The organism is Effusibacillus pohliae DSM 22757 (assembly GCF_000376225.1).
Taxonomy (GTDB): Bacteria; Bacillota; Bacilli; order Tumebacillales; family Effusibacillaceae; genus Effusibacillus; species Effusibacillus pohliae.
The window spans coordinates 61,580-82,740 of sequence record NZ_AQXL01000124.1; the positions used below are offsets into that span (position 1 = coordinate 61,580).

Below are 21,161 nucleotides of genomic sequence, written 5' to 3' on the forward strand. Positions count from 1 at the left end.
TTTGATGAGCCTGCGCGATTATTGGGAAACGTTTTTGGGACTCCTGTTTCCGCAGGAACGCTCCTGCATCGCCTGCCGGGGTCCGTTGCCCGAAACGGACCTGCCCGGACAGGGATGGGGTCGGGAACCGGCGAACGGGCGACAACTGTGGCCGAAGGGCGAAGCGGGAGCGAATGGTCGGGATGGATTGCCACTGACGCTCGAGGAAGGTCAATGGCTACCGGAAAAGGAACTGTGCGCCCGATGCCAGTCAGTGCTTCTTCCGATTGAACCGCCCCTGTGCCTGCTCTGCGGACGCCACCTGTCGGAACCGGGACGCTGCCCGGAATGCGAGCGGGAAACATCGTTTGTCCTGTCCCGATCCTTCGGCAAATACGAAGGAGTTCTCCGCGATTTGCTGCACCGCTTCAAATTTTCCCGCGAAGAGGATCTTGGCATTGTGTTGGGCGCTTGTTTGCAGGCCGCGTGGGATCTGCACATGGCCCATTTTCCGATCGATTGGCTGGTGCCGGTCCCCATCCACCCGGAACGCTTGAAGGAACGCGGTTACAACCAGGCGGAGCGGCTTGCCCTGCAGCTCTCCTCCTATTCGAAAATCCCCTGTCTGCCCGCACTGCGACGAACTCTCTACTTGAAAGGCCAAGCTACAAGAGATCGCCGGGAACGGCTGAAAGCATTGCAAGGAACGTATGTTTGCGATCCGGATTTTTCGGACCGGATTTGCGGTGCCTGCATCCTGTTGGTGGACGATATCTACACGACCGGTTCGACGGCGGAAGCTTGCGCCCATGCACTGCGGCAGGCAGGCGCGGGGCAGGTGTATGTGCTGACGGTTGCGAGATAGGGGGGTGTATGGAATCGGGTCTGGTCGAAAAGCAAATTTTTCATTAGGCTATTTTCGAAAATTGTTTCCATTGACACACAACCTAAGGCTATGGCAAATATAGGTTAAGAAACATTGTTTTCTGGAAGCTGCTTTCTGTAGGGGGGCAGCGGACGCCGTGAATGCACGCCGCGCTTGGCGATGGACTCGTCATGCAACTCACGGGTTGTCGCAAAGCAACAAGCCTTGCGATAACAGCGGATGGGGTTGACTATAATCGGATTGGCCAAAACAGGGGGTGCCCGGATATGGGCCTGATGAACTGCAAAACGTGCGGACGCCTGTTTCAGCGGGTGTCGCGTGATATTTGTCCGCATTGCGTCCGGCAGGAAGAGGAAGATTTTTTGAAGGTCAGCCGGTTTCTGCGGGAACAGCCGGGCGCCACTCCGCAACAGGTGCACGAGGCGACGGACGTTGCCCTGAAGACGATTTATCAGTTTATTCGAGAAGGGCGTCTGATTGCGGCGAATTTTCCCAATATGACCTATCCGTGCGAACGTTGCGGATTGCCGATCTCCGTCGGGCGGTTTTGTGCGGCTTGTGCGGACGAGCTGAAGGCGCAATTGAGCCGGCTGACGCAGCGGGAAACGGCGGCGGCAGGCGAGTCCGGTAAGAAAGGCGACGAATTTTTTACGAAAAATCGGTTTACCCGCAAGTGATGAAGCATATCCAAGCGAGAATAAGGAAATTTGAGATAAACAGGTCCAACATGCGGAAATTCAGCTTATCATTTTGCCCTGATCTGCCGATACAACGGGTAGAGACTCGGATGTATCGGTTTTTCTGTTATATGAGGTGATTGCGATGAAAATCAACGGGGACGGGCGGATTCATCCGCTGCAGCCGTATCAAAGGAACAGCGGATTGGTAAAGGCCGGGCAGGCCGGAGCGCGGGGGAGCAGCCGCGATGAGCTGAGCATCTCGCTGGAAGCTTTGCAGATGGCGCAAAGCGGCCCGCCGATCGACCCGCAGCAGCGGACGGAACATGCGGAGAAAGTGCAGCGCATCAAACAGGCGGTGCAGAACGGAACGTACGAAATCGACGCGCGCAAGGTCGCGGATAAAATAGCACGGTATCTTCTCGGGGAGTAGGAGCGAACCGCGATGCTGTCCATCCAGCAGTTAGTCGAGACGGTGGAGGAACTGTTGAGCGAGCATGAGCGCCTGCTGCAGTTGGCGGAGCGGAAGAAACAGGCGCTGATCAAGGGGGATATGGAAGCGCTGCAGGCGGTCGTCAACGAAGAGGTCCAGTTTATCCGGAAAGTGGAGATATTGGAAGAGCGCCGGCAGGAACAGGGCAGGCAGATTGCCGTCCAGTACGGAATCCGTCTGGAGGAGTTGACCGCCTCGAAGCTGGCTGCGCTCGAGCCGGAACCGCAGCGGGCGGCGAAGATCAAATTGCTGACCGGGCGGTTTGCCAAAGTGATCGGCGAAATCAAAGCGGCGAATGAGCTGAACGGCCAGCTGATCCGCCAATCGCTTGATTTAGTGCAGCGTTCGATCGATCTTCTGGTGGATGTTTCCGATGCGGGTGTTTATACGGACAAGGGGAATGTAGGGCAAACAGTGGGGCAGAAACGATTTTTTGACAAGCAGGCGTAAGGAGGAGCGAGATGCGATCGACTTTTCACGGGCTTGAAGCCATGAAACGAGCTTTATACGTACAGCAGACCGCGTTGAATACCGTTTCCCACAACGTGGCCAACGCCAATACGCCGGGTTATTCCCGACAGGTGGTGGACATGTCGGCGTTCCAACCGCTGCAATATCCGGCCGTCTCGCGGGGAATGGAAGCAGGACAGCTGGGCCAGGGCTCATGGGTAGATGCGGTACGGCGCGTGCGGGATAATTTTCTGGATGCCCAATATCGGAGTGAAAATGAATCGCTGGGTGAATGGGGGGTTTATCGCCAAACGCTGGACAAAATACAGTCGATTATCAATGAGCCGTCTGAAACGGGACTTGCCACTGTTATCAACCAATTTTTCAATGCGTGGCACGATCTGAGCCTGGCTCCGGAAGATATCACGGCCCGCAAACTGGTGAAACAGCGGGCGATCGAATTGACCGATACATTTCACCATATCGATGCACAGTTAAAGACGCTTGACTCAGATCTTCAGAGCAGCATCACAAACAAAATAAGCGAAGTGAACAATATCATCAGCCAGATTCAGGGGCTGAACCACCAGATCAGGGTGGTTGAATCGCTGGGCGATAAAGCGAACGATCTCCGCGATCGCCGTGATCTCTTGGTGGATCAGTTGTCGAAGTTGGTGGATGTGAAAGTAACGGAAACCTCAACCAGCTATTCAATCAATATCGGCGGCCTGACGGTGCTGGTCGATGACAATCCTCCCGGTGTGCTGCAGTATGTGCCAAATGCCAATCCGGCACTGGATGTCATCAATCTTGTGCCGGGCGGACCGCTTGCCATTACGGGCGGTGAAATAAAGGGTCTGCTCAATGCCCGTCAGACCTATGTCCAGGCCTACCAGAACCAAATTGACGCTCTTGTTGACGGATTGGTGCAAGGGACTGTTCAGGTGACGCATCCAAATGGCACTGTCATGACGTTTAATGGGATCAATGGCATTCATGAAACAGGCTATACGATGCACAACCCAACCAAGGGGAATGGGTTTGCGTTCTTTATCAATGGAGGAGGACCATTCACGGCCGGTAATATCCAGGTGAACAATTTGATTCTGAACGACGATCAATATATCACCACTTCGGATACCACGTATGTGGATGGCTCAGGGAATCTGCAGGCGGTCAAAGGGAACAATGCTGTTGCATTGATGATTGCGCAAATGCAAAACCAAAAAATTGCTTTTTCCGGCGGTATCATAGGCAGCGGCACGGTCGAGGATTATTTTCAGGCGGTGGTGGGTCAGCTTGGGGTACAATCCCAGCAAGCTCAGCGCATGGAAAAAAATCAGGAAGCCTTGCTTCAGCAAATTGACAACCAGCGTCAGTCGGTCAGCGGGGTGTCAATTGACGAAGAAATGGCCGATATGATTAAATTCCAGCATGCTTATAACGCTTCTGCCCGTGTGATTACGACCATTGATTCGATTTTGGATAAAATCATAAATGGGATGGGGCTCACGCGATAAGGTATACATGAAAGCCGATCATGTGTGAGGAAGGAGTGACGATGTTTGCGAATCACCCAATCCATGCTCAACAACCAATTTCTCCTTAATTTGCGTGCAAGTAATGAGCGGATGCAGCAGTACCAAGATATGATGGCCACAGGCAAACGGGTTAACAAACCGGCTGATGATCCCGTCTCCGTCAGTTACGCGATGCGCTACAAATCGCAAATCGCCAATAATGAACAGTACAAACGGAATCTGGACAGGGCGAGAAGTATGCTGGACGCGACGGATGATGCCATTTCCAAGGTGAATGCGTTGATGCAGCGGGTACGGGAGCTTGCGGTTCAGGGGGCAAGCGATACGGCAACCATTGATGCCAAAACAGCGATTGCCAGCGAAGTCGGTCAGTTGTACGAAGAACTGGTTAATTTGGGAAACACTCGTTTTAACGGAAAAAGTCTGTTTAACGGGCAAATGACCGATCAAAACCCATATACGTTGGCCAATGCCAAAAATCAAAATTCGGATCCAAACAGTATTTTGGTAGCGGTTGCCGACGGAGTGAACATTCCCATTAATACAACCGGAAACCAGGTATTTGGGCAAAATGTGGGTGTGGAGCCGGACAATGCTTTTGCCATTGTGCAAGATTTGCAGACCTTTCTGCTGGCGAACAATTCGGCAGCAATCAGTCAGTTGATCGGGCGGATTGACAGCCGATTGAGCAAAATACAGAACGCCTGGGCGGATGTCGGCGGCCGGGCAAACCGTGTGGATCTGATCAGAAACAGGACTGAAGATACGGGACTGAACCTGCAGAAACTCTCCTCCGATGTTGAGGATGCGGACATGGCTGAAGTGATTACCAAATTCAAGACGCAGGAGAGTGTATACCGATCTGCTCTCAGTGCGGGTGCTCGTATTATTCAGCCAAGTCTCGTTGATTTTCTAAGATAGGACTATGGTGCGACTGGAGATCCATCAGACTTTTGGCCGCATTGGCCTGAATATAAAACGCCCTGAAGTGGTTCTGAATCCTGACACTCCGCCGTTGGAACTGGAAATTGCCCATCCTTGGATTGAAATCAAGCGGAATGGGTACAGTGAACTGCATATCGACCAAAGTGCCTGTTTTTCGGATATGGGGCTAAAGCCGCCTTCGGAAATTGGCCGGCAGATGTATGAATGGGGACAGCGGGATATCATGGAAGGAATCGCTCGTATAGTCGATGAAGGAAACGCATTGGGTGCGATTGAAATGGGGCAAACGATCGGTGATGTTGCCAGGTCAGCAGGCGATCAACCTGTTGAAGTGACGGTGGCCGCTGTGCCCTCTCACCGTCCGGAGATTCAGGTTGTTTATCACCCACCTGATATTGAGGTCCACCTAGGGGAAGTGAAAGTCAGGTATCGCCCTTGGACGGTGAATACTGAAGTGCAGTTGGGGAGTGTGCGTACGTATATGACACAATACCCTTCCATACAAATTACGGCTGTAGGAAGCGTGTTTGATACCCGGGTTTAGCCCGGGTGATTTTGTAAGGGGGATTACATGTGGAATTACAAGTTGTCTTTCCAAAAGGACTGCCTGGATTGGAACAAATGGTGGAGTGTACCCTGACAAGACTGGAGGAGGGACCGTTTTACATCCTGCACAGCAAGACGGAAGAGATTTCGTTGGTACTAACCGATCCGAGGGGATTTATTGAAGGCTATCAGATTCAGATTCCGGTACAGGATCTGGAGGATATCGGCGTAAATTCGGAACAGGATGCTGTTGTTCTGTTGGTGACGATCCTGGGGGACACACCGTCCGATTTTTGCGTAAATCTGATGGCGCCTGTGGTCATCAATCAGCGGAATGGAACGGGAAAACAGGTGATTCTAAGCAACAGCGGATATCCGAGCCGATACCCGCTGTTCTCAAAATCTTTGTTCGGAGCTGGGGGATCTTATGCTGGTATTGGCTAGAAAAGTCGGGGAAAGCATTATGATTGGGGATGAGATTGAAATCTCCGTACTTGACGTTCGTGGTGAACAGGTGCGTATCGGGATCAAGGCTCCGGATCGAATCAACATACTTCGCCGTGAAATTTATGATGAGATTCGCTGCGTCAATCAAGATGCGAAGCTGTCCCGGGATGCGGCGGATCGTTTGTCGGAAATCATGCAACTTGCTTCCAAGAAGGACAGAGATGAATCGGCGAGATAAATGGTTGAAAGAAAAAGATATTCAAAGCAGGTTTCGATTTTACGCTGATATAGGCTGATGATTTTCAAAAAACAAAAGTTAAATATTGAAAAGAGTGTCCGATAAAAAGGGTAGTGAGAGATTTCTCGGTTTGGGGCCGGCCCGCTGAGAATTCACTAAACATAGGATGGCATGGATGCCGTCAGATTAACAATCAAGGAGGATGTTTTTCATGCGGATTCAAAACAACATTTCAGCTTTGTTTGCCCAAAACAGACTTGCATTGAACAATGCGAACCTGCAAAAGTCTCTGGAAAAACTGTCTTCAGGTTATCGGATCAATCGCGCAGGTGACGATGCGGCTGGTCTCGCGATCTCCGAAAAGATGCGCGGGCAGATTGCCGGCCTGAACCAGGCCGTACGCAACGCGCAAGACGGCATTTCCTTGATCCAAACGGCTGAAGGTGCGCTGAACGAATCCCACAGCATTCTGCAGCGCATGCGCGAACTGGCTGTTCAGGCGGTCAACGACACGAACACCACCGGGGACCGTGCCAAAATTAAAGACGAGTTGACCCAGTTGAAAAGCGAATTGGACCGGATTGCAAAAACCACCCAGTTCAACGGCATGAACCTGCTCGATGGAACCTTTTCCAATAAAAAGTTCCAAATCGGCGCTAACTCCGGTCAAACCATCACACTTACCGTTAAATCTATGAGTGCGTCCAAGTTGTCCATTTCGACCAAATATCTGTCGATCGCCAACGGTTCTGCAGGCCAGCAAAAATCGATCGCTTCCGCCTTGATCTCCTATGTTGACAAAGGAATCAATGTGGTATCGCAACAACGTTCCTATCTGGGCGCGATCCAGAATCGTCTGGAGCATACGATCAACAACCTGCAAGCTGCGTCCGAAAATCTGACGGCTGCTGAATCCCGTATCCGCGATGTGGATATGGCGGCTGAAATGGTCAAGTTCACGAAGAACCAAATTCTTGTCCAAGCAGGTACATCCATGCTGGCACAAGCGAACCAGGCGCCGCAAACCGTCCTGCAACTCCTTCGTTAAATTGCCGTCTGAGGGCTGGCTGGCTTCTGCCGGCCAGCCCCTTGTCATATCTGCGGCATAGAGGTGAGCAATCATGCAGATGAACCGGGTAGGGAGACCGGATCCAATCGCACAAGCGGAAATCCACCGGGAGAGAAAAATGAGTCATCCCGATCGGGGTGGGGCAGATGAGGCTCTGACAGCACAGGACGAACAGGACCCACGCTTCGTAGAAGATGCAGTCGAAAAGCTGAACAAAGTGTTTGAGGCGCTCGATTCGAATCTGAGATATCAGGTCACGTCGCAGGATGGACATGTCGTTGTCCAGTTGGTTGAACAGGATGGAAAGAAGGTCCTCTACCAGTTGCCTCCGGAAGGAGTTCTGAAGGTGGCTGCCGAATTGCGTGAAATGGTGGGGCTTATTGTTGACCGAAAAATTTAGGGGGTGATTCCATGGGTATTACCGGTTTGGGAGGATTAGGCGGGTTAGTATCGGGCCTGGACAGCAAGGCATTGATCAATCAGTTAATGCAGATTGAATCACAGCCACTGATACGAATGAAGCAGCAGCAGCATCTGCTTGAATTAAAAAAAGGGTTATATGGCGAGATCAACTCTTCCCTACTGGCCCTGCAAAGCAAGCTGCAAGCGTTGACCGATCCGGCGGTGATTCAAAAGAAAAAAGTTACTTCCAGTGACGCTACCGTAGCAACTGCAACAGTTACAAACCAAGCTACTGTAACTCCGGGCACCTATTCGATCACAATCACCCAGTTGGCCACCGCGTTAACAGGCCGTTCTGCCGATCAGACCGCCAAAATCACAAATCCAACAACTGGAGCTTTAGGCTATTCGGGAACGTTCAATATCGTGGTGGACGGCGTACAATCCCAGACCATCACGATTAACGCTTCCGACAATCTGAATGCGATTGCCAATCGGATTAATAGTGCGTTGGATAATACCGCTTCTCCCCAACTGATGAAGATAAAGGCAACAGTTGTGAACAATACGCTATTTCTGAGCACTTCGGAAACAGGATCAGGGCACAGCGTTAAAATCATCAATGATGTAAGCAATATTTTTGGGGCCGGCAATCTAGGGTTGGTGGATGCCGGTGGCAATTTGATTCCCGATTCCACAAATCCTGATGCGGTTGGGAAGGATGCGCAGTTTACAGTAAACGGGGTCGCCATCACGCGAAAATCAAATACCAACCTGACCGATGTGATCAATGGGGTCAGTTTGAACCTGTTGAAAGGGACATCGGCTACTCCGGGTACTGCGACGCTGACCATTGATGCGGATCTGGATGCGAGCGTACAGGCAGTCAAAGACTTTGTCAACCAGTACAATTCAACGCTGGATCTGATTCAAACCCGCTTGACGGAAAAGCCCATCCCCAATGCAACGTCTGATGTGGGGATGAGCAAAGGGCTGTTGCGGGCAGACAGTGCACTGATCCAGATCCAGTCGGCCATGCGAAGCATTACGGGCGCAACGTATACGGGAAGCACCATTTATAAAACTTTGTACTCAATTGGCATTCAGGTTGACGAAGGAGGCGACTATGGGAAATCAGGCCATTTGATGGTCGATGAATCCAAGCTGCGCGACGCGTTGACCAAAAATCCCACCGAAGTCATGAAGATATTCTTCAATGATACAAACGGGAACGGTCGCCTTGATCCGGCCGATACCGGATCGGCCGCTGGTTTTGCTGCCACGCTGTACAATAAGATTTTGCTGCTGACAGACACTTCCACAGTGAATTACGGCACAACCAGTGCGCCGAACGGATTGCTGCCCAGCCGAATCGATCTTTTGACCAAGCAGATGAGTGATTACGATATGAGAATTGACGCCTTTAACCGTCATCTGGACATGACACAGAAAATGTTGGAACGACAATTTTCCGCTTTGGAAGTTATGCTACAGCAGAATTCATCCCAGGGAGCTTTCCTGCAATCCCGGCTGGGGTGATTTAAAAAATGGGCTTCTGGTAAAGAGCCCGTTTTTTAAGACCTCAAAATGTCGACTCGTGTCGAGGTAATGGCATGGAAACGAATGTCCAACTCGTTTTGCTGCAGGTATTGAAAGAAAAAAAGGCATCGTATTCAAGTCCAGTGACGTCCAATTTCCTGTCAAAAGAATTGAATCTGACTCCGTCCTATGTGCGTGAACAGATGAGTGCCTTGCATCGCAAAGGGCTAGTGAGAGTCCGGAGAGGACCAAAGGGAGGGTATTATGTGGAAGAGAGAAAAAAATTGATCGTGGAATTGGACGGAAACGTATCGGAATATCCATACGGGTCTTTTTCCGAAGTCTATCAATCCCTGATGCGGGAGATGGCGGAACAGCAAAAAGTCATCTCCGGGATTTCAATCAACGGAGTTCGAATATCGCCGGATTATTTGGATTCAATGGCGCTTGACGAAGTTTCCGCTGCGGTAATTACAACAACTACTGTGGACAGTCTGATCATTGACACAATTAAAACGGCAATTGAATATCTACCCAAATTGCAGTCCGCCTGCCTGTCTGTTGCGGAGAATATCCATGCCGGACGGGACGGGGAATCCTTTCGTCTGTTGAACGAAATGTCCGATGGGCTGGAATGGATGGAACAGGTTTCACACGGATTGGCGAACGTCTCTTCCGATGAAATTGTGCGACGGGCATTCGAAGCGTGGCACGACCGGTATGTTGAGCAACTATTGGTTCTGGTGAGTGCCATGGAACGAAGAGACATTATCAGCATTGCCGATATTTGCGAATATGAACTGATCCCGTTATTCGCCGAATGTGAGGAGATCATGACGAAAGCGTGATGGATATGAGCGTTTGGGAACTAAACCTTCGCGTACTGGAAGAATATCATCCGCAATTATATAAAAAATTGACTGAAAGGCTAAATCCAGGGCCCGTATCCTGTTTAACGGAAGCCAGCCGTACCGAGGGCATGACATTGTATGTAGATACAGGTGGAGCCGCCGGTTACCTGCACAGCCGCTATAACCCAAAAGCGGAATTGGATCGGTGGTGGGCCGAACAGGAACCCGAGCTGAAGTCAGGAGCGATTCTGATCGGAATGGGTTTGGGGTATCCCCTGCAAAAATTAAGGAATCATTTGGATTCAGAGGGGATGCTACTGGTCATTGAGCCGTCGCTGGAGATTTTTCGCTGTGCCTTGCAAACGTTGGACCTTCGGGAAGAATTGGCAGATCCCCGCATCGCGTTCAGTGTTGAAGAATCTTTATCACACAGTGGTATTAAGGCGGAACGGATTTTGTCGGATCTGTTTTATGATGTTTCCGTGCTGGTCTGGCCTGCCTACAGGCGGATTTTTGCATCATTCTGCAACGATATGGAAGCGCGAATTCTTGAGGAAGCCAACGATATCCGAATGGATCAAAGAACGTTGCTGTTATTTTCGCATGATTGGACCCGCAATTTTATCTATAATCTGCCTGCCTTGGTAAAACGGCCAGGTATCAACCTGTTGTTTGACCAGTTTGTCAAACAACCGATCATCATTGTGTCAGCCGGTCCATCCTTGAACAAAAACGTACACCTGTTGCATCAGGCAAAAGAGAAAGCGGTGATCATCTGTGTTGATACCGCACTGCGGGTGTTGCTGAAGCAGGGGATCCTGCCCGATCTGGTGGTGGCATTGGACGGATCGGAAAAAAATTATCAGCACTTTGCGGGAATCGAGGAACGGGGGATACCGCTGGTGATTTTCCCCACCACCCATTACAAAATTGTGGCCGAGTATGGCGGAAACGGTTTTTCGGTAGCAGGTTCGACCGAATATGTCATTCATGAATTTCTCGAGTGTGTTGAAGCCAAGGGAGGTGTCAGTTACGGGGGATCGGTCGCCACGGCTGCATTTGACCTGGCTTGTCGCATGGGAGGTGATCCGATTGTTTTCATCGGCCAGGATTTGGCGTATCCTGATGGACGTTCCCACGCGGCAGGGACCATTTTTGAAAACATCCAGAAAGAATTCGATGCCAGCAAGGGGATGAAATTTGTGGAAGGAATCGATGGACGGCCTGTTCTCACAGACCGACCGTTGGATTACTTCAGAAGATGGTTTGAAGATCAGATCGAACTGCGAAGAGGGGAAAGGAAATTTATTGATGCGACGGAGGGTGGGGCGAAGATTCGCGGCACTGAAATCAGTACCCTCTCGCAAGTGGTCGAAACCTACTGTCAGAAATCGATCGGGGTCTCGGAAAAAATTGCACAGATTCTTCATTCCTATCAGCCGCCTGATTTGACACAACTCAGAAGCAGGCTCAAGAAGTCCATTAGGAACCTGTATCAACTGGGACGTTTATCCCGAATGGCGATTGAATACAACAGCCGCCTGCGGGAAGTCTATCAAGTCCGTAAGATCAAACCCAAAAAGGCAAGTGTATACGTAGAAAAGTTGGACCGGATTGACAAGTTGATCCAAACACTCAACCAAAGCCGGTTGATTGATTTACTCTTGCAACAAGTCTTGCTTGTGGTAACCAAAGGTAAACTTTCGGAAGAACCTCCGGGGGAGAATCAGATTCAGAAAGCGATCCGGGTAACGGAAAACGGACGAATCCTGTACAGCGGGATTTGGGAAGCCTCGCGAAGGGTTCGGGACTATCTGGAAAAGGCACTGAACGAGTTGGCAGATGAGGGAGAGGAGTTTCGATGATCTTGAATCAACCCTATCAGGTGTACCAGAATATGGCTGTCCAGACGGCAACACCGGAGAGACTGCTGCTCATGCTATTCGAAGGAGCCATCCGGTTTTGCAAAGAAGCGATTCACGCGCTGCAAACACAAAACTATGAGACAGGCAACGCAAAGATCATCCGTGTCCAAAACATTATCAATGAATTGATTGTGACATTGGACCGGGATGTCGGCGGCGAACTCGCCCAGAATTTGCTTAGTATCTATCAATATTTGCAACGCCGGCTAATTGAAGCGAATCTCAAAAAGGATCAGAGCATTATAGAAGAGGTCAGCCAACATTTGAAGGAACTCTATGAAGGGTTTGCCGAGGCTGCAAAACTTGTAAAGGGACAGGAAACCAAACATGAACACATGTAAGCAACTTGCTTCTGAAATTCTTCAAACCTCGAGACGAATATATGAAGATTTGGCGAATGACAGATGGGATCAGCTTCCCTTGCTTTATCATCAGCGCCAAATCTTGATGGAAGCTTACGAGAAGGAAGAGCGAAAAGGGTTCCGGCCCGATGAGGAGACAAGAGCGTTTTTGGCGGAATCCCATCAATGGATCCTGAAAGAAGAGGAATTGTTGAAACATAAACGAAAAGCAGTGCTGGAAGACCTGGAAACGTGTCAAAAACTCCGGAATGGTGTGCAAAACTACTATCATGATCAAGTAAAAGATCATTCCTATTTTTTTGATAAAAAAAGTTAGGTGCAAGGTACAAGAAAACGATGACGTACTTCGAGCTCAATCTCAATCGGTTGGCAGGAAAAGTCAATACGTCTGTTCTCAGAACGGAAGGGAAAAGAGTGGGAGTTGAGGCTTCAAGGGCGGGAGCGGTTACCGGATATTTGCCCGATACTCGCACCTATCTACACAGCCGCTACGATCCGGTAAAAGAAGCGGAACGCTTTGCGGGTGACCTCCGGGCAGACGAAACTTACATTCTAATCTACGGGTTTGGGTTCGGGTATCATGTGGAGGCTGTCCTAAACCGTGTGGGATCCAGTACCCACGTAATCGTGTTTGAGGCTTCGCTACCCGCTATTTGCACAGCTTTGGAAGTGAGAGATCTATGGTTTTTAGGTGATCGACGGTTGGAGATTGTGTTTCCGGACGATTCGAACTCATGGGTAACCACTTTTGCGAGAAGTATGGAAGCTGTTTTGGAAAGGGACGGAAGATTGCTGATTCACACGCCGTCTTTACAAGGAATCCCTGATGAGTTGGCGGAGGTCAAACGACTGCTTGAAGAATGGAAAGTTTTGAGCGGAAGCGCAGCTGACACGCAGTTAATCAAGCAGAACCTTCGGTTTCATCAGGAGCGGGTCGGCGGTTTGCCGAATGTTACGCAGTATTTTCAGCAATTTTACGGCATCCCCGGTATACTTGTTGCGGCAGGTCCTTCCCTTGATCGGAACGGTCATTTGCTGTCGCAGGTGAAGGGAAAAGCATTCATTTTGTCAGTGGGAACAGCGGTAAAAGCTTTGATTGGGATGGGGGTTGAACCTGATTTGATGATTCTGACCGATCCTCATCCAAGAGTGGCGGAGCAATTGAAAGATGTTGATGTTGAAATACCGCTGATCCTGTTTCCGACTGTACATGAATCTGTATTCAGGCAGCATAAAGGGCCCAAAATCTATGCATTTCAAAAAGGAGTCCCGGAAACCGAGTCTTGGGCGAACGAGTTGGGATACAATCTTGTTGAGACCGGCGGATCGGTTGCAACTGCCGGATTGGATGTCCTGATCCAGTTGGGGTGCAATCCGATTGTTCTGGTCGGTCAGGACTTGGCATACACGAATGGCCGCTCACACGCGTCAAACACTGTATATGATCAGGCACCCCAACCGCAGCCAATCTATCAAACGGAAGCATATGGCGGAGGTATGATCGGAACGAGTCTGAGTTGGGAAATCTATCGGAAGTGGATCGAACGAAAATGCCGTCGGCATCCCGACAGATTATTTTTGAATGCAACGGAGGGAGGCGCTCGAATTCATGGGGTTAGCGAAGTAGATCTCCTGTCAGTGGTTCAAAGTTTTGCCGATCTGCCAGTGCACAGTTTTAGGGATAGCATTTTGAATCAAAATCACCGTTCGTAGCAAACTTGTGTCCGGCATACAGGGAGGTTTGAAGGTGAATCTAAAAAACAAAAAAATTATGGTTACTGGCGCCGACGGTTTTATTGGTTCCCATCTGACCGAAGAGCTTGTAAGAAGAGGACATGATGTCAGGGCTTTTGTCTATTACAATTCGTTTAATTCCTGGGGGTGGCTGGATACCTTTCCTCGGCAAATCCGGGATCAGCTGGACGTGTTTGCCGGGGACATTCGCGATCCACATGGGGTTCGACAGGCTATGCAAGGGTGCGATGTTGTGTTTCATTTAGCCGCTTTGATTGCTATACCCTATTCCTATCATTCGCCGGATACCTACGTGGATACCAATGTGAAAGGAACGCTGAACGTCGTGCAGGCTGCACGGGAACTGGGGGTCGAAAAGGTCATTCACACTTCGACCAGTGAAGTGTACGGAACGGCAAAATTTGTTCCGATAACAGAGAATCACCCGCTGCAGGGACAATCTCCCTATTCGGCCAGCAAAATCGGTGCCGACCAGATTGCCATGTCCTTTTACCAATCGTTTGATACGCCGGTTGCCATCATCCGTCCATTCAATACATACGGTCCCCGTCAGTCTGCAAGGGCCATTATCCCGGCCGTTATCACGCAAATTGCCAGCGGGAAAAGGCAGATCCAACTGGGTGCGCTCCATCCAACACGGGATTTTAATTTCATCAAGGACACGGTGCGGGGATTTATCGCCGTTGCCGAATCGGACAGCTCCGTTGGGGAAGTGATCAATATCGGCAGCAACTATGAGATTTCCATCGGAGAGACAGTGCGGCTGATCGCGGACGTGATGGGAACAGAAGTCGAGATTGTAACCGATCCGGTTCGTCTGAGACCGGAAAAAAGCGAAGTCGAGCGCCTTTGGGCTGACAATACGAAAGCCAAACGTCTGCTTGGCTGGGAGCCTGTTTACGGCGGGCGAGACGGTTTGAGAAGGGGGTTGCAGGAAACGGTCGAGTGGTTCATGAACCCTGAGAATCTGAACCGCTACAAAGCCGATTTCTATAACATATGACAGGAAAGATCAACTTCCACGCTGTCTTGAAAACCATCAGGGACTGTCTGCCAAAAGATCGCGAGTTCATCGGTTTGCATGAACCGTTTTTTTCCGGCAATGAATGGAACTATGTGAAGGAATGTTTGGATACGGGATGGGTGTCATCGGTCGGTAAGTTCGTAGACCGATTTGAGAGGCTGCTGGCGGAGTATACGGGAACCAGACGGGCGGTTGCGGTCGTCAACGGCACGGCGGCCTTGCATATTTGCCTCAAACTGGTCGGTGTTGAAAAAGACGATGAGGTTTTGGTGCCGGCGCTGACGTTTGTCGCTACGGCTAATGTGGTCACTTATTGTGGAGCGATCCCACATTTTGTCGACAGCGAAGAGAAAACGCTGGGACTGGATCCCTATAAACTCTCTGTTTACCTGCAAGAGATTGCGGAAGTTCGTTCAGACGGTTGCTTTAACAAACAAACGGGTCGGCGAATAAAAGCGGTTGTACCGATGCATACATTTGGGCATCCTGTCGATTTGGATCCGCTGGTGGAACTGTGCCACCGATTTAAACTGGAACTAGTGGAAGACGCGGCCGAGTCACTCGGGTCTTATTATAAAGGGCGTCACACGGGAAACTGGGGACGGGTGGCAGCACTGAGCTTTAATGGGAATAAGGTGGTGACCACAGGGGGAGGCGGAGCGATCCTAACGAATGATGAATCCTTGGCAAAACAGGCCAAACATTTGACAACCACGGCCAAACTCCCGCATCAGTGGGCATTTTATCACGACCAAATCGGGTATAATTACCGCCTTCCCAATCTGAATGCAGCGTTGGGGTGTGCTCAGCTGGAACAACTTCCATCTTTTCTGGAAAAGAAGAGGTCCTTGGCCAAACGGTATCAGGAAGCTTTCAAGCCAGTCAATGGGGTCAAATTTTTTACAGAGCCTGACTTTGCATACAGCAATTATTGGTTAAATGTTTTGTTGCTCGATGGCCACCAGGCCGCAGAGAAGAACCATTTGCTGGAGTTCATGAACCAACATGGAATTATGGCCCGTCCCGCTTGGACCTTGATGCACAAACTGCCAATGTTCAGCGCTTGCCCCAGAATGGACCTGACGGTGGCGGAGCGCCTGGAACAACGTATCATTAACATTCCGAGCAGCGTGTTTCTGGGAGGGGACTATGCGTCGGCGTAAAATCTGTGTGGTAACGGGAACCCGAGCAGACTATGGGCTGCTTTACTGGTTGATGAAAATGATTCAGGATGACGCGGAACTGGAGCTCCAAATTATTGTTACGGGAATGCACTGTTCTCCGGAATTTGGATTAACTTACAAAATTATTGAAGAAGACGGGTTTTTTATCAATGAAAAAGTAGAAATGCTCTTGTCGAGTGACACGCCTGTCGGGATAGCGAAGTCCATCGGTCTCGGTGTGATTGGTTTTGCCGATGCCTTGGCCAGGTTGAGGCCCGACTTTCTGGTGCTGTTAGGAGATCGGTATGAAATTCTTGCGGCAGCCCAGGCTGCAATGGTTGCCAAGATTCCGATTGCTCATATTGCGGGAGGCGACACAACCGAAGGTGCGTATGATGAGTTGATTCGCCACAGTATCACCAAAATGTCCCACCTGCATTTTGTGACAAATGATGCAGCTGCCAAAAGAGTTCGCCAACTGGGAGAAAATCCGGACTACATTTTCAATGTTGGAAGCCCCGGAATTGATCAAATAAAAAGGCTGAAATTACTCACACGGGAACAGCTGGAGAAAGAGCTCGATTTTAAGTTTTTATCCAGAAATTTACTCATTACCTTTCATCCTGCCACATTGGATTCTGATTGTCCGGCTGAGCAGTTTCGAGAGCTCTTGAAAGCTCTGGAAATACTTGGTAATAATGTAGGGTTAATCTTTACGAAGCCAAATTCGGATACTGGGGGACGGTCTTTAATTCGGATGATCGATGATTATGTTGCAACACATTCCAATGCCAAGGCTTATACATCTTTGGGGCAACTCCGGTATTTGAGCACCATCGCTCAGGTGGATGCTGTGGTAGGAAATTCATCGAGCGGTCTCTATGAGGCACCTTCGTTGAAAACACCGACTGTGAATATTGGAGAGCGGCAAAAAGGACGCTTGCAAGCGTCTTCGGTAATCAATTGCCAACCGAAAATGGATGAGATTGTGCAAGCGATCCGAAAATCATTTTTGATAGATTGTTCAAATGTCGTTAACCCATACGGGGACGGAGAAAGTTCACAAAAAATCGTAACAGTTCTTAAGGAAATTCAAGATCCGGAAAAATTGCTGAAAAAACATTTTTTTGAGGTGAGCTGAACGAGATGCCAATCTCGCAAAGAGCCTATATCATCGCTGAAGTAGGAGTGAACCATAACGGTTCGCTGGAAATGGCGAAACAATTGGTTGATGCCGCAGCCGAGGCCGGGGCCGATGCAGTGAAGTTTCAAACTTTTAAAGCCGAGAAACTAGTCAGTCGAACTGCGCCAAAGGCAGAGTATCAGACGAAAACGACCGATCAGAACGAATCGCAACTGGAGATGCTGAAGAAACTGGAATTGGACGAAGCGGCTCATTTGTCTTTGATCAAATATTGCCATGAACAAGGCATTGAGTTTTTGTCGACCCCTTTTGATCTCGAAAGTGTCGATTTGTTGGCCTACAGGTTTGATCTCCCGCGGCTTAAAATCGCTTCTTCCGAAATTACGAACGCCCCGCTGTTGTTGAACGCGGCACGGTCCGGTAAACCGATTATTCTATCAACCGGAATGAGTACCTTGGGGGAAGTGGAAATGGCGTTGGGGGTTTTAGCCTTTGGGTATACCAAGCCGGATGTAACTCCTTCGCTAGCCGCTTTTTGTCAGGCGTTTTGTTCCGAAGAGGGACAACGGGCATTGCAAGAACGAGTAATCTTGCTCCACTGTACGACAGAGTATCCAGCCCCGGTCAGAGATGTAAATCTTCGGGCGATGGATACTTTGCAGGCTGCTTTTGGATTACCGGTCGGATTGTCAGATCACACTTCCGGCATTGCAATTCCCATTGCTGCCGTGGCACGTGGAGCGGTTGTGATCGAAAAACATTTTACCCTTGACAGAGATCTTCCAGGCCCTGACCACAAAGCTTCGCTGGAACCCGAAGAATTGAAGGCGATGGTGAGGTCGATTCGGGAGGTGGAGGAAGCTTTAGGGTCGGCCCGCAAGTATCCTGCAGGCTCAGAATTCAAAAACATGGTCGCGGCCAGGAAAAGTCTCGTGGCTGCACGAATAATTGAGAAAGGGGAATTGTTCACTGAACACAATCTGACCATCAAGCGCCCAGGTGACGGCATTTCACCAATGCTGTACTGGGAGTGGTTAGGGAAGCAAGCGAAAAAAAACTATCAAGCCGATGAAAAGGTGAGCCTATGAGCCGGCCTGTGATTGTCCTCGGCGGAGGCGGTCATGCGAAAGTATTGATTGACACGCTGTTGCTTCAAAATCGGAAGGTGCTTGGTGTTACCGTTCCAGTTGGAGAGTTTTTTGGAAAATCCCTGCTAGGGATCCGGTGTATCGGGAATGATGACACAATTTTGGAATACCCTGCCGATTCAATTGAATTGGTGAACGGGATCGGATCGGTGGCTGCCCCGGATCTGCGAAAGCGAATATTTGAATCGTTTAAAGGATTGGGATACGAGTTTACAAGCGTGGTTCATCCATCGGCCGTGATCTCGGCGGAGGCAGAATTGGCGGAAGGTGTGCAAGTTATGGCGGGGGCAATTATTCAAACCGGCAGCTCGATAGGGGCCAATACGATTGTAAACACGAAAGTGTCGGTTGATCATGACTGTGCCATAGGGAACCATGTGCATCTGGCCCCCGGGGTGACGCTTTCCGGCGGGGTACAGGTAGGGGACGAAGTGCATATTGGAACGGGGGCGACGGTGATCCAAGGGGTCCGCATAGGAAAGAACAGCATCATTGGCGCGGGGGCCCTGGTATTGAATGATGTGGCCGAGGGAGTTACAGTTGTCGGGGTGCCGGCAAAGGAGGTTCAACGATGATGAGATGGAAAAAAATTTCTATTTACCCATCAACTCCTATTTTAAAGGCGATTGAAATTATTGATGCGGGAGCGATGAAAATTGCTTTGGTTGTTGATGAGGGCCATCGTTTGCTTGGCACGGTAACGGATGGGGATATCCGCCGAGGTATTCTCAGGGGAATCGGTCTCGATGATCCTGTCGAAACCGTCATGAACCCAAATCCGATTACTGCTCGCGCCAATGAGGCGAGGCAAACGGTTCTCGCCATCATGAAACTGAAACGGTTGCATCAGATTCCGATTGTGGACGAGCAAGGACGACTGGTGGGAATTGAGACATTAGACGATCTGTTAAAGGGAAATTGCCGCGATAACTGGGTGGTCCTGATGGCGGGCGGTTTGGGTAGTCGCCTGCGTCCTCTGACCGATCTCTTTCCAAAGCCCCTGCTGAAGGTGGGCAGCAAACCGATTCTTGAAACGATCATGGAAAATTTTATCGAACATGGATTTCGCAAATTTTATCTGGCGGTCAATTATAAGGCCGAGATGATCGAAGAATATTTCGGTGACGGTTCCCGCTGGGGAGTCGAGATTCACTATGTCCGTGAGGAAAAGCGGCTGGGAACTGCCGGAGCCCTGGGCTTGCTTCCGGAAAAACCGGACAAACCGATCGTAGTGATGAACGGGGATTTGCTGACGAAAGTGAATTTTCAGCAATTGCTTGATTTTCATATGGAACACCGGGCGCAGGCCACAATGTGCGTCCGTGAATACGATTTTCAGGTTCCATATGGAGTAGTCAAGGTGGACAAGTCTCGGCTTGTCGGGATTGATGAAAAACCGGTGCAAAAGTTTTTTGTCAATGCGGGAATTTATGTATTGGAACCGGAAGCGCTGGACCTGATCCCCCAGGACGAGTTTTTCGATATGCCAACTCTTTTTGATAAGTTAATTGAATTAAATTGTGAGACCGTGGTATTTCCCATTCGTGAATATTGGCTTGATATTGGAAGGAAAGAGGATTTTGAACGGGCCAACGGGGAGTTCTGGGAGGTATTCAGGTGATAGAGGGAAAAACAGTCCTGGCCATTATACCCGCCCGTGGCGGGTCAAAAGGAGTGCCGCGCAAAAACATAAGATGTGTGGCGGGGAAACCGTTGGTTGCTTGGACAATTGAAGAAGCGAAAAAATCAAAGTATATAGACCGCCTCATTCTCTCTTCAGAAGATCCGGAGATTATCTCTATTGCCAGGGAATGGGGATGCGAAGTGCCATTTGTTCGACCATACGAACTGGCGCAGGATGACACGCCCGGCATTGAACCTGTGCTCCATGCAATGCAAGTTCTGCCGGAAGAATATGATTATGTGGTGTTGTTGCAACCCACTTCGCCTTTGCGAACCGCCCAGGATATCGACGGGTGTATTGAACGGTGTATTCAGCAATCAGCCAATGCCTGCGTCACTTTGACTGAATCCGAGAAAAGTCCCTGTTGGATGTATGTATTAGAAAACGATCATCGGATGACCCCGCTGTTGGTTACTGAAACAGCACCGACGCGCAGACAGGATGCAGCAAAAGTATATGTACTCAATGGGGCGGTTTATGTGGCCAAGTCGGACTGGTTATTGAAACAGCGTACCTTCTTGACTTATGAAACAGTTGGATATTTGATGCCAAAAGAAAGATCGTTGGATATCGATACGGAGTTTGATATGGTTTTATTTGAGATATTAACGTCTCTAAAAATTTGTAAATTTGAATATCAAGTTAGCTCCGCTAAGGTCATGATGTGAGCTTCTGGTAGGTGATGGTGTCGGTTGAAACACAGGCTGTCAGCAGTCGATTGAACAACTGGCCTTCAAACCGTCTGCGGTTGGTGCGGAAGCAAAATTCATCCAAATACGATTGCAGGTGCTTGGAAGCCAAGCCATGGTAAGTACCGCCGATAAACGCTTTGGCATTGGAAATCATCGTGTGCAGCCATTTCAGATGATCGGGGTTTTCCTTGGCGTTAAACT

25 protein-coding genes and 1 pseudogene are annotated in these 21,161 nt (G+C 49.7%); 25 read left to right on the forward strand and 1 reads right to left on the reverse strand.

Annotation, left to right across the window (positions count from 1 at the left end; translation table 11 throughout):
- Positions 1 to 4: 4 nt before the first annotated feature.
- The 25 genes and pseudogenes from C230_RS0111440 to C230_RS0111555 all read left to right on the forward strand — a co-directional run bounded on the left by C230_RS0111440 (position 5) and on the right by C230_RS0111555 (position 20,936).
- Positions 5 to 844 (forward strand): ComF family protein, encoded by an 840-nt coding sequence (locus C230_RS0111440; protein WP_018132175.1) that lies wholly within the window; start codon positions 5 to 7, stop codon positions 842 to 844.
- Positions 845 to 1,131: 287 nt separating this feature from the next.
- Entirely contained in the window at positions 1,132 to 1,542 is a 411-nt protein-coding gene (locus tag C230_RS20195) for a TIGR03826 family flagellar region protein (protein ID WP_018132176.1), read from the forward strand.
- Between the two features lie 145 nt (positions 1,543 to 1,687).
- Positions 1,688 to 1,975, forward strand: a complete 288-nt coding sequence (gene flgM, locus C230_RS0111450; RefSeq protein ID WP_018132177.1) for a flagellar biosynthesis anti-sigma factor FlgM — start codon at positions 1,688 to 1,690, stop codon at positions 1,973 to 1,975.
- A 12-nt stretch (positions 1,976 to 1,987) separates the two neighbouring features.
- Entirely contained in the window at positions 1,988 to 2,485 is a 498-nt protein-coding gene (locus C230_RS0111455; RefSeq protein ID WP_018132178.1) for a flagellar protein FlgN, read from the forward strand.
- 11 nt (positions 2,486 to 2,496) lie between these two features.
- Positions 2,497 to 4,005 (forward strand): flagellar hook-associated protein FlgK, encoded by a 1,509-nt coding sequence (flgK, locus tag C230_RS0111460; RefSeq protein ID WP_018132179.1) that lies wholly within the window; start codon positions 2,497 to 2,499, stop codon positions 4,003 to 4,005.
- Positions 4,006 to 4,050: 45 nt separating this feature from the next.
- Positions 4,051 to 4,947, forward strand: coding sequence for a flagellar hook-associated protein FlgL (gene flgL, locus C230_RS0111465; protein WP_018132180.1), 897 nt, complete (start codon positions 4,051 to 4,053; stop codon positions 4,945 to 4,947).
- Positions 4,948 to 4,954: 7 nt separating this feature from the next.
- Complete coding sequence (locus C230_RS0111470) at positions 4,955 to 5,515, forward strand: DUF6470 family protein (protein WP_156807438.1); 561 nt, start codon at positions 4,955 to 4,957, stop codon at positions 5,513 to 5,515.
- Positions 5,516 to 5,544: 29 nt separating this feature from the next.
- On the forward strand, positions 5,545 to 5,961 hold the full coding sequence (gene fliW, locus C230_RS0111475; protein WP_018132182.1) for a flagellar assembly protein FliW: 417 nt from the start codon (positions 5,545 to 5,547) through the stop codon (positions 5,959 to 5,961).
- A complete protein-coding gene (csrA, locus tag C230_RS0111480; protein WP_018132183.1) occupies positions 5,945 to 6,202 on the forward strand; it encodes a carbon storage regulator CsrA in 258 nt (85 codons plus the stop codon). The genes fliW and csrA overlap by 17 nt, the downstream gene beginning before the upstream one ends.
- Positions 6,203 to 6,413: 211 nt before the next feature.
- The gene (locus C230_RS0111485; protein ID WP_018132184.1) at positions 6,414 to 7,250 is read left to right on the forward strand and encodes a flagellin N-terminal helical domain-containing protein; all 837 of its coding nucleotides are present in this window, start codon (positions 6,414 to 6,416) and stop codon (positions 7,248 to 7,250) included.
- Positions 7,251 to 7,389: 139 nt separating this feature from the next.
- Positions 7,390 to 7,671 (forward strand): flagellar protein FlaG, encoded by a 282-nt coding sequence (locus C230_RS0111490; RefSeq protein WP_211208024.1) that lies wholly within the window; start codon positions 7,390 to 7,392, stop codon positions 7,669 to 7,671.
- A gap of 11 nt (positions 7,672 to 7,682) precedes the next feature.
- Positions 7,683 to 9,212, forward strand: coding sequence for a flagellar filament capping protein FliD (fliD, locus tag C230_RS0111495; RefSeq protein ID WP_018132186.1), 1,530 nt, complete (start codon positions 7,683 to 7,685; stop codon positions 9,210 to 9,212).
- Between the two features lie 74 nt (positions 9,213 to 9,286).
- Positions 9,287 to 9,472 (forward strand): annotated as a pseudogene (locus C230_RS23900) (Rrf2 family transcriptional regulator); the annotation flags it as partial.
- A 6-nt stretch (positions 9,473 to 9,478) separates the two neighbouring features.
- Complete coding sequence (locus tag C230_RS21410; protein ID WP_245533988.1) at positions 9,479 to 10,060, forward strand: hypothetical protein; 582 nt, start codon at positions 9,479 to 9,481, stop codon at positions 10,058 to 10,060.
- Positions 10,061 to 10,191: 131 nt separating this feature from the next.
- A complete protein-coding gene (locus C230_RS0111505) occupies positions 10,192 to 11,928 on the forward strand; it encodes a motility associated factor glycosyltransferase family protein (RefSeq protein WP_169332846.1) in 1,737 nt (578 codons plus the stop codon).
- Entirely contained in the window at positions 11,925 to 12,329 is a 405-nt protein-coding gene (gene fliS, locus C230_RS0111510) for a flagellar export chaperone FliS (protein WP_018132189.1), read from the forward strand. Before C230_RS0111505 ends, fliS begins: the two co-directional genes overlap by 4 nt.
- Positions 12,316 to 12,666 (forward strand): hypothetical protein, encoded by a 351-nt coding sequence (locus C230_RS0111515; RefSeq protein ID WP_018132190.1) that lies wholly within the window; start codon positions 12,316 to 12,318, stop codon positions 12,664 to 12,666. Before fliS ends, C230_RS0111515 begins: the two co-directional genes overlap by 14 nt.
- A gap of 98 nt (positions 12,667 to 12,764) precedes the next feature.
- On the forward strand, positions 12,765 to 14,063 hold the full coding sequence (locus tag C230_RS0111520; RefSeq protein WP_169332847.1) for a motility associated factor glycosyltransferase family protein: 1,299 nt from the start codon (positions 12,765 to 12,767) through the stop codon (positions 14,061 to 14,063).
- Positions 14,064 to 14,121: 58 nt separating this feature from the next.
- On the forward strand, positions 14,122 to 15,108 hold the full coding sequence (locus C230_RS0111525) for an NAD-dependent 4,6-dehydratase LegB (RefSeq protein ID WP_169332848.1): 987 nt from the start codon (positions 14,122 to 14,124) through the stop codon (positions 15,106 to 15,108).
- Positions 15,105 to 16,292 (forward strand): LegC family aminotransferase, encoded by a 1,188-nt coding sequence (locus C230_RS0111530; RefSeq protein WP_026174286.1) that lies wholly within the window; start codon positions 15,105 to 15,107, stop codon positions 16,290 to 16,292. Before C230_RS0111525 ends, C230_RS0111530 begins: the two co-directional genes overlap by 4 nt.
- Positions 16,279 to 17,433, forward strand: coding sequence for a UDP-N-acetylglucosamine 2-epimerase (gene neuC / locus C230_RS0111535; RefSeq protein ID WP_018132194.1), 1,155 nt, complete (start codon positions 16,279 to 16,281; stop codon positions 17,431 to 17,433). Before C230_RS0111530 ends, neuC begins: the two co-directional genes overlap by 14 nt.
- A 5-nt stretch (positions 17,434 to 17,438) precedes the next feature.
- The gene (gene neuB, locus C230_RS0111540; RefSeq protein ID WP_018132195.1) at positions 17,439 to 18,524 is read left to right on the forward strand and encodes an N-acetylneuraminate synthase; all 1,086 of its coding nucleotides are present in this window, start codon (positions 17,439 to 17,441) and stop codon (positions 18,522 to 18,524) included.
- Positions 18,521 to 19,159, forward strand: a complete 639-nt coding sequence (locus C230_RS0111545; protein ID WP_018132196.1) for an acetyltransferase — start codon at positions 18,521 to 18,523, stop codon at positions 19,157 to 19,159. The genes neuB and C230_RS0111545 overlap by 4 nt, the downstream gene beginning before the upstream one ends.
- A complete protein-coding gene (locus tag C230_RS0111550; RefSeq protein WP_018132197.1) occupies positions 19,156 to 20,205 on the forward strand; it encodes a nucleotidyltransferase family protein in 1,050 nt (349 codons plus the stop codon). The genes C230_RS0111545 and C230_RS0111550 overlap by 4 nt, the downstream gene beginning before the upstream one ends.
- Positions 20,202 to 20,936: an acylneuraminate cytidylyltransferase family protein gene (locus tag C230_RS0111555; RefSeq protein WP_018132198.1), complete on the forward strand. Its 735-nt coding sequence runs from the start codon at positions 20,202 to 20,204 to the stop codon at positions 20,934 to 20,936. The genes C230_RS0111550 and C230_RS0111555 overlap by 4 nt, the downstream gene beginning before the upstream one ends.
- Here the strand turns inward: C230_RS0111555 and C230_RS20205 are convergent.
- On the reverse strand, positions 20,926 to 21,161 hold a 236-nt coding region (locus C230_RS20205; protein WP_018132199.1), incomplete at its 5' end, for a transposase. The genes C230_RS0111555 and C230_RS20205 overlap by 11 nt on opposite strands.

Excerpts from the sequence above, each read along its gene's own strand:
- C230_RS0111455 (WP_018132178.1), top strand. The coding sequence starts at position 1,988 with ATGCTGTCCATCCAGCAGTTAGTCGAGACGGTGGAGGAACTGTTGAGC.
- C230_RS0111530 (WP_026174286.1), top strand. The coding sequence starts at position 15,105 with ATGACAGGAAAGATCAACTTCCACGCTGTCTTGAAAACCATCAGGGAC.
- neuB (WP_018132195.1), top strand. The coding sequence starts at position 17,439 with ATGCCAATCTCGCAAAGAGCCTATATCATCGCTGAAGTAGGAGTGAAC.
- C230_RS0111490 (WP_211208024.1), top strand. The coding sequence starts at position 7,390 with ATGAGTCATCCCGATCGGGGTGGGGCAGATGAGGCTCTGACAGCACAG.
- fliS (WP_018132189.1), top strand. The coding sequence starts at position 11,925 with ATGATCTTGAATCAACCCTATCAGGTGTACCAGAATATGGCTGTCCAG.
- C230_RS0111505 (WP_169332846.1), top strand. The coding sequence starts at position 10,192 with ATGACATTGTATGTAGATACAGGTGGAGCCGCCGGTTACCTGCACAGC.
- neuC (WP_018132194.1), top strand. The coding sequence starts at position 16,279 with ATGCGTCGGCGTAAAATCTGTGTGGTAACGGGAACCCGAGCAGACTAT.
- C230_RS0111515 (WP_018132190.1), top strand. The coding sequence starts at position 12,316 with ATGAACACATGTAAGCAACTTGCTTCTGAAATTCTTCAAACCTCGAGA.
- csrA (WP_018132183.1), top strand. The coding sequence starts at position 5,945 with ATGCTGGTATTGGCTAGAAAAGTCGGGGAAAGCATTATGATTGGGGAT.
- C230_RS20195 (WP_018132176.1), top strand. The coding sequence starts at position 1,132 with ATGGGCCTGATGAACTGCAAAACGTGCGGACGCCTGTTTCAGCGGGTG.
- C230_RS0111545 (WP_018132196.1), top strand. The coding sequence starts at position 18,521 with ATGAGCCGGCCTGTGATTGTCCTCGGCGGAGGCGGTCATGCGAAAGTA.
- flgM (WP_018132177.1), top strand. The coding sequence starts at position 1,688 with ATGAAAATCAACGGGGACGGGCGGATTCATCCGCTGCAGCCGTATCAA.
- fliD (WP_018132186.1), top strand. The coding sequence starts at position 7,683 with ATGGGTATTACCGGTTTGGGAGGATTAGGCGGGTTAGTATCGGGCCTG.
- C230_RS0111440 (WP_018132175.1), top strand. The coding sequence starts at position 5 with ATGAGCCTGCGCGATTATTGGGAAACGTTTTTGGGACTCCTGTTTCCG.
- C230_RS0111525 (WP_169332848.1), top strand. The coding sequence starts at position 14,122 with ATGGTTACTGGCGCCGACGGTTTTATTGGTTCCCATCTGACCGAAGAG.
- C230_RS0111485 (WP_018132184.1), top strand. The coding sequence starts at position 6,414 with ATGCGGATTCAAAACAACATTTCAGCTTTGTTTGCCCAAAACAGACTT.
- flgK (WP_018132179.1), top strand. The coding sequence starts at position 2,497 with ATGCGATCGACTTTTCACGGGCTTGAAGCCATGAAACGAGCTTTATAC.
- C230_RS0111550 (WP_018132197.1), top strand. The coding sequence starts at position 19,156 with ATGATGAGATGGAAAAAAATTTCTATTTACCCATCAACTCCTATTTTA.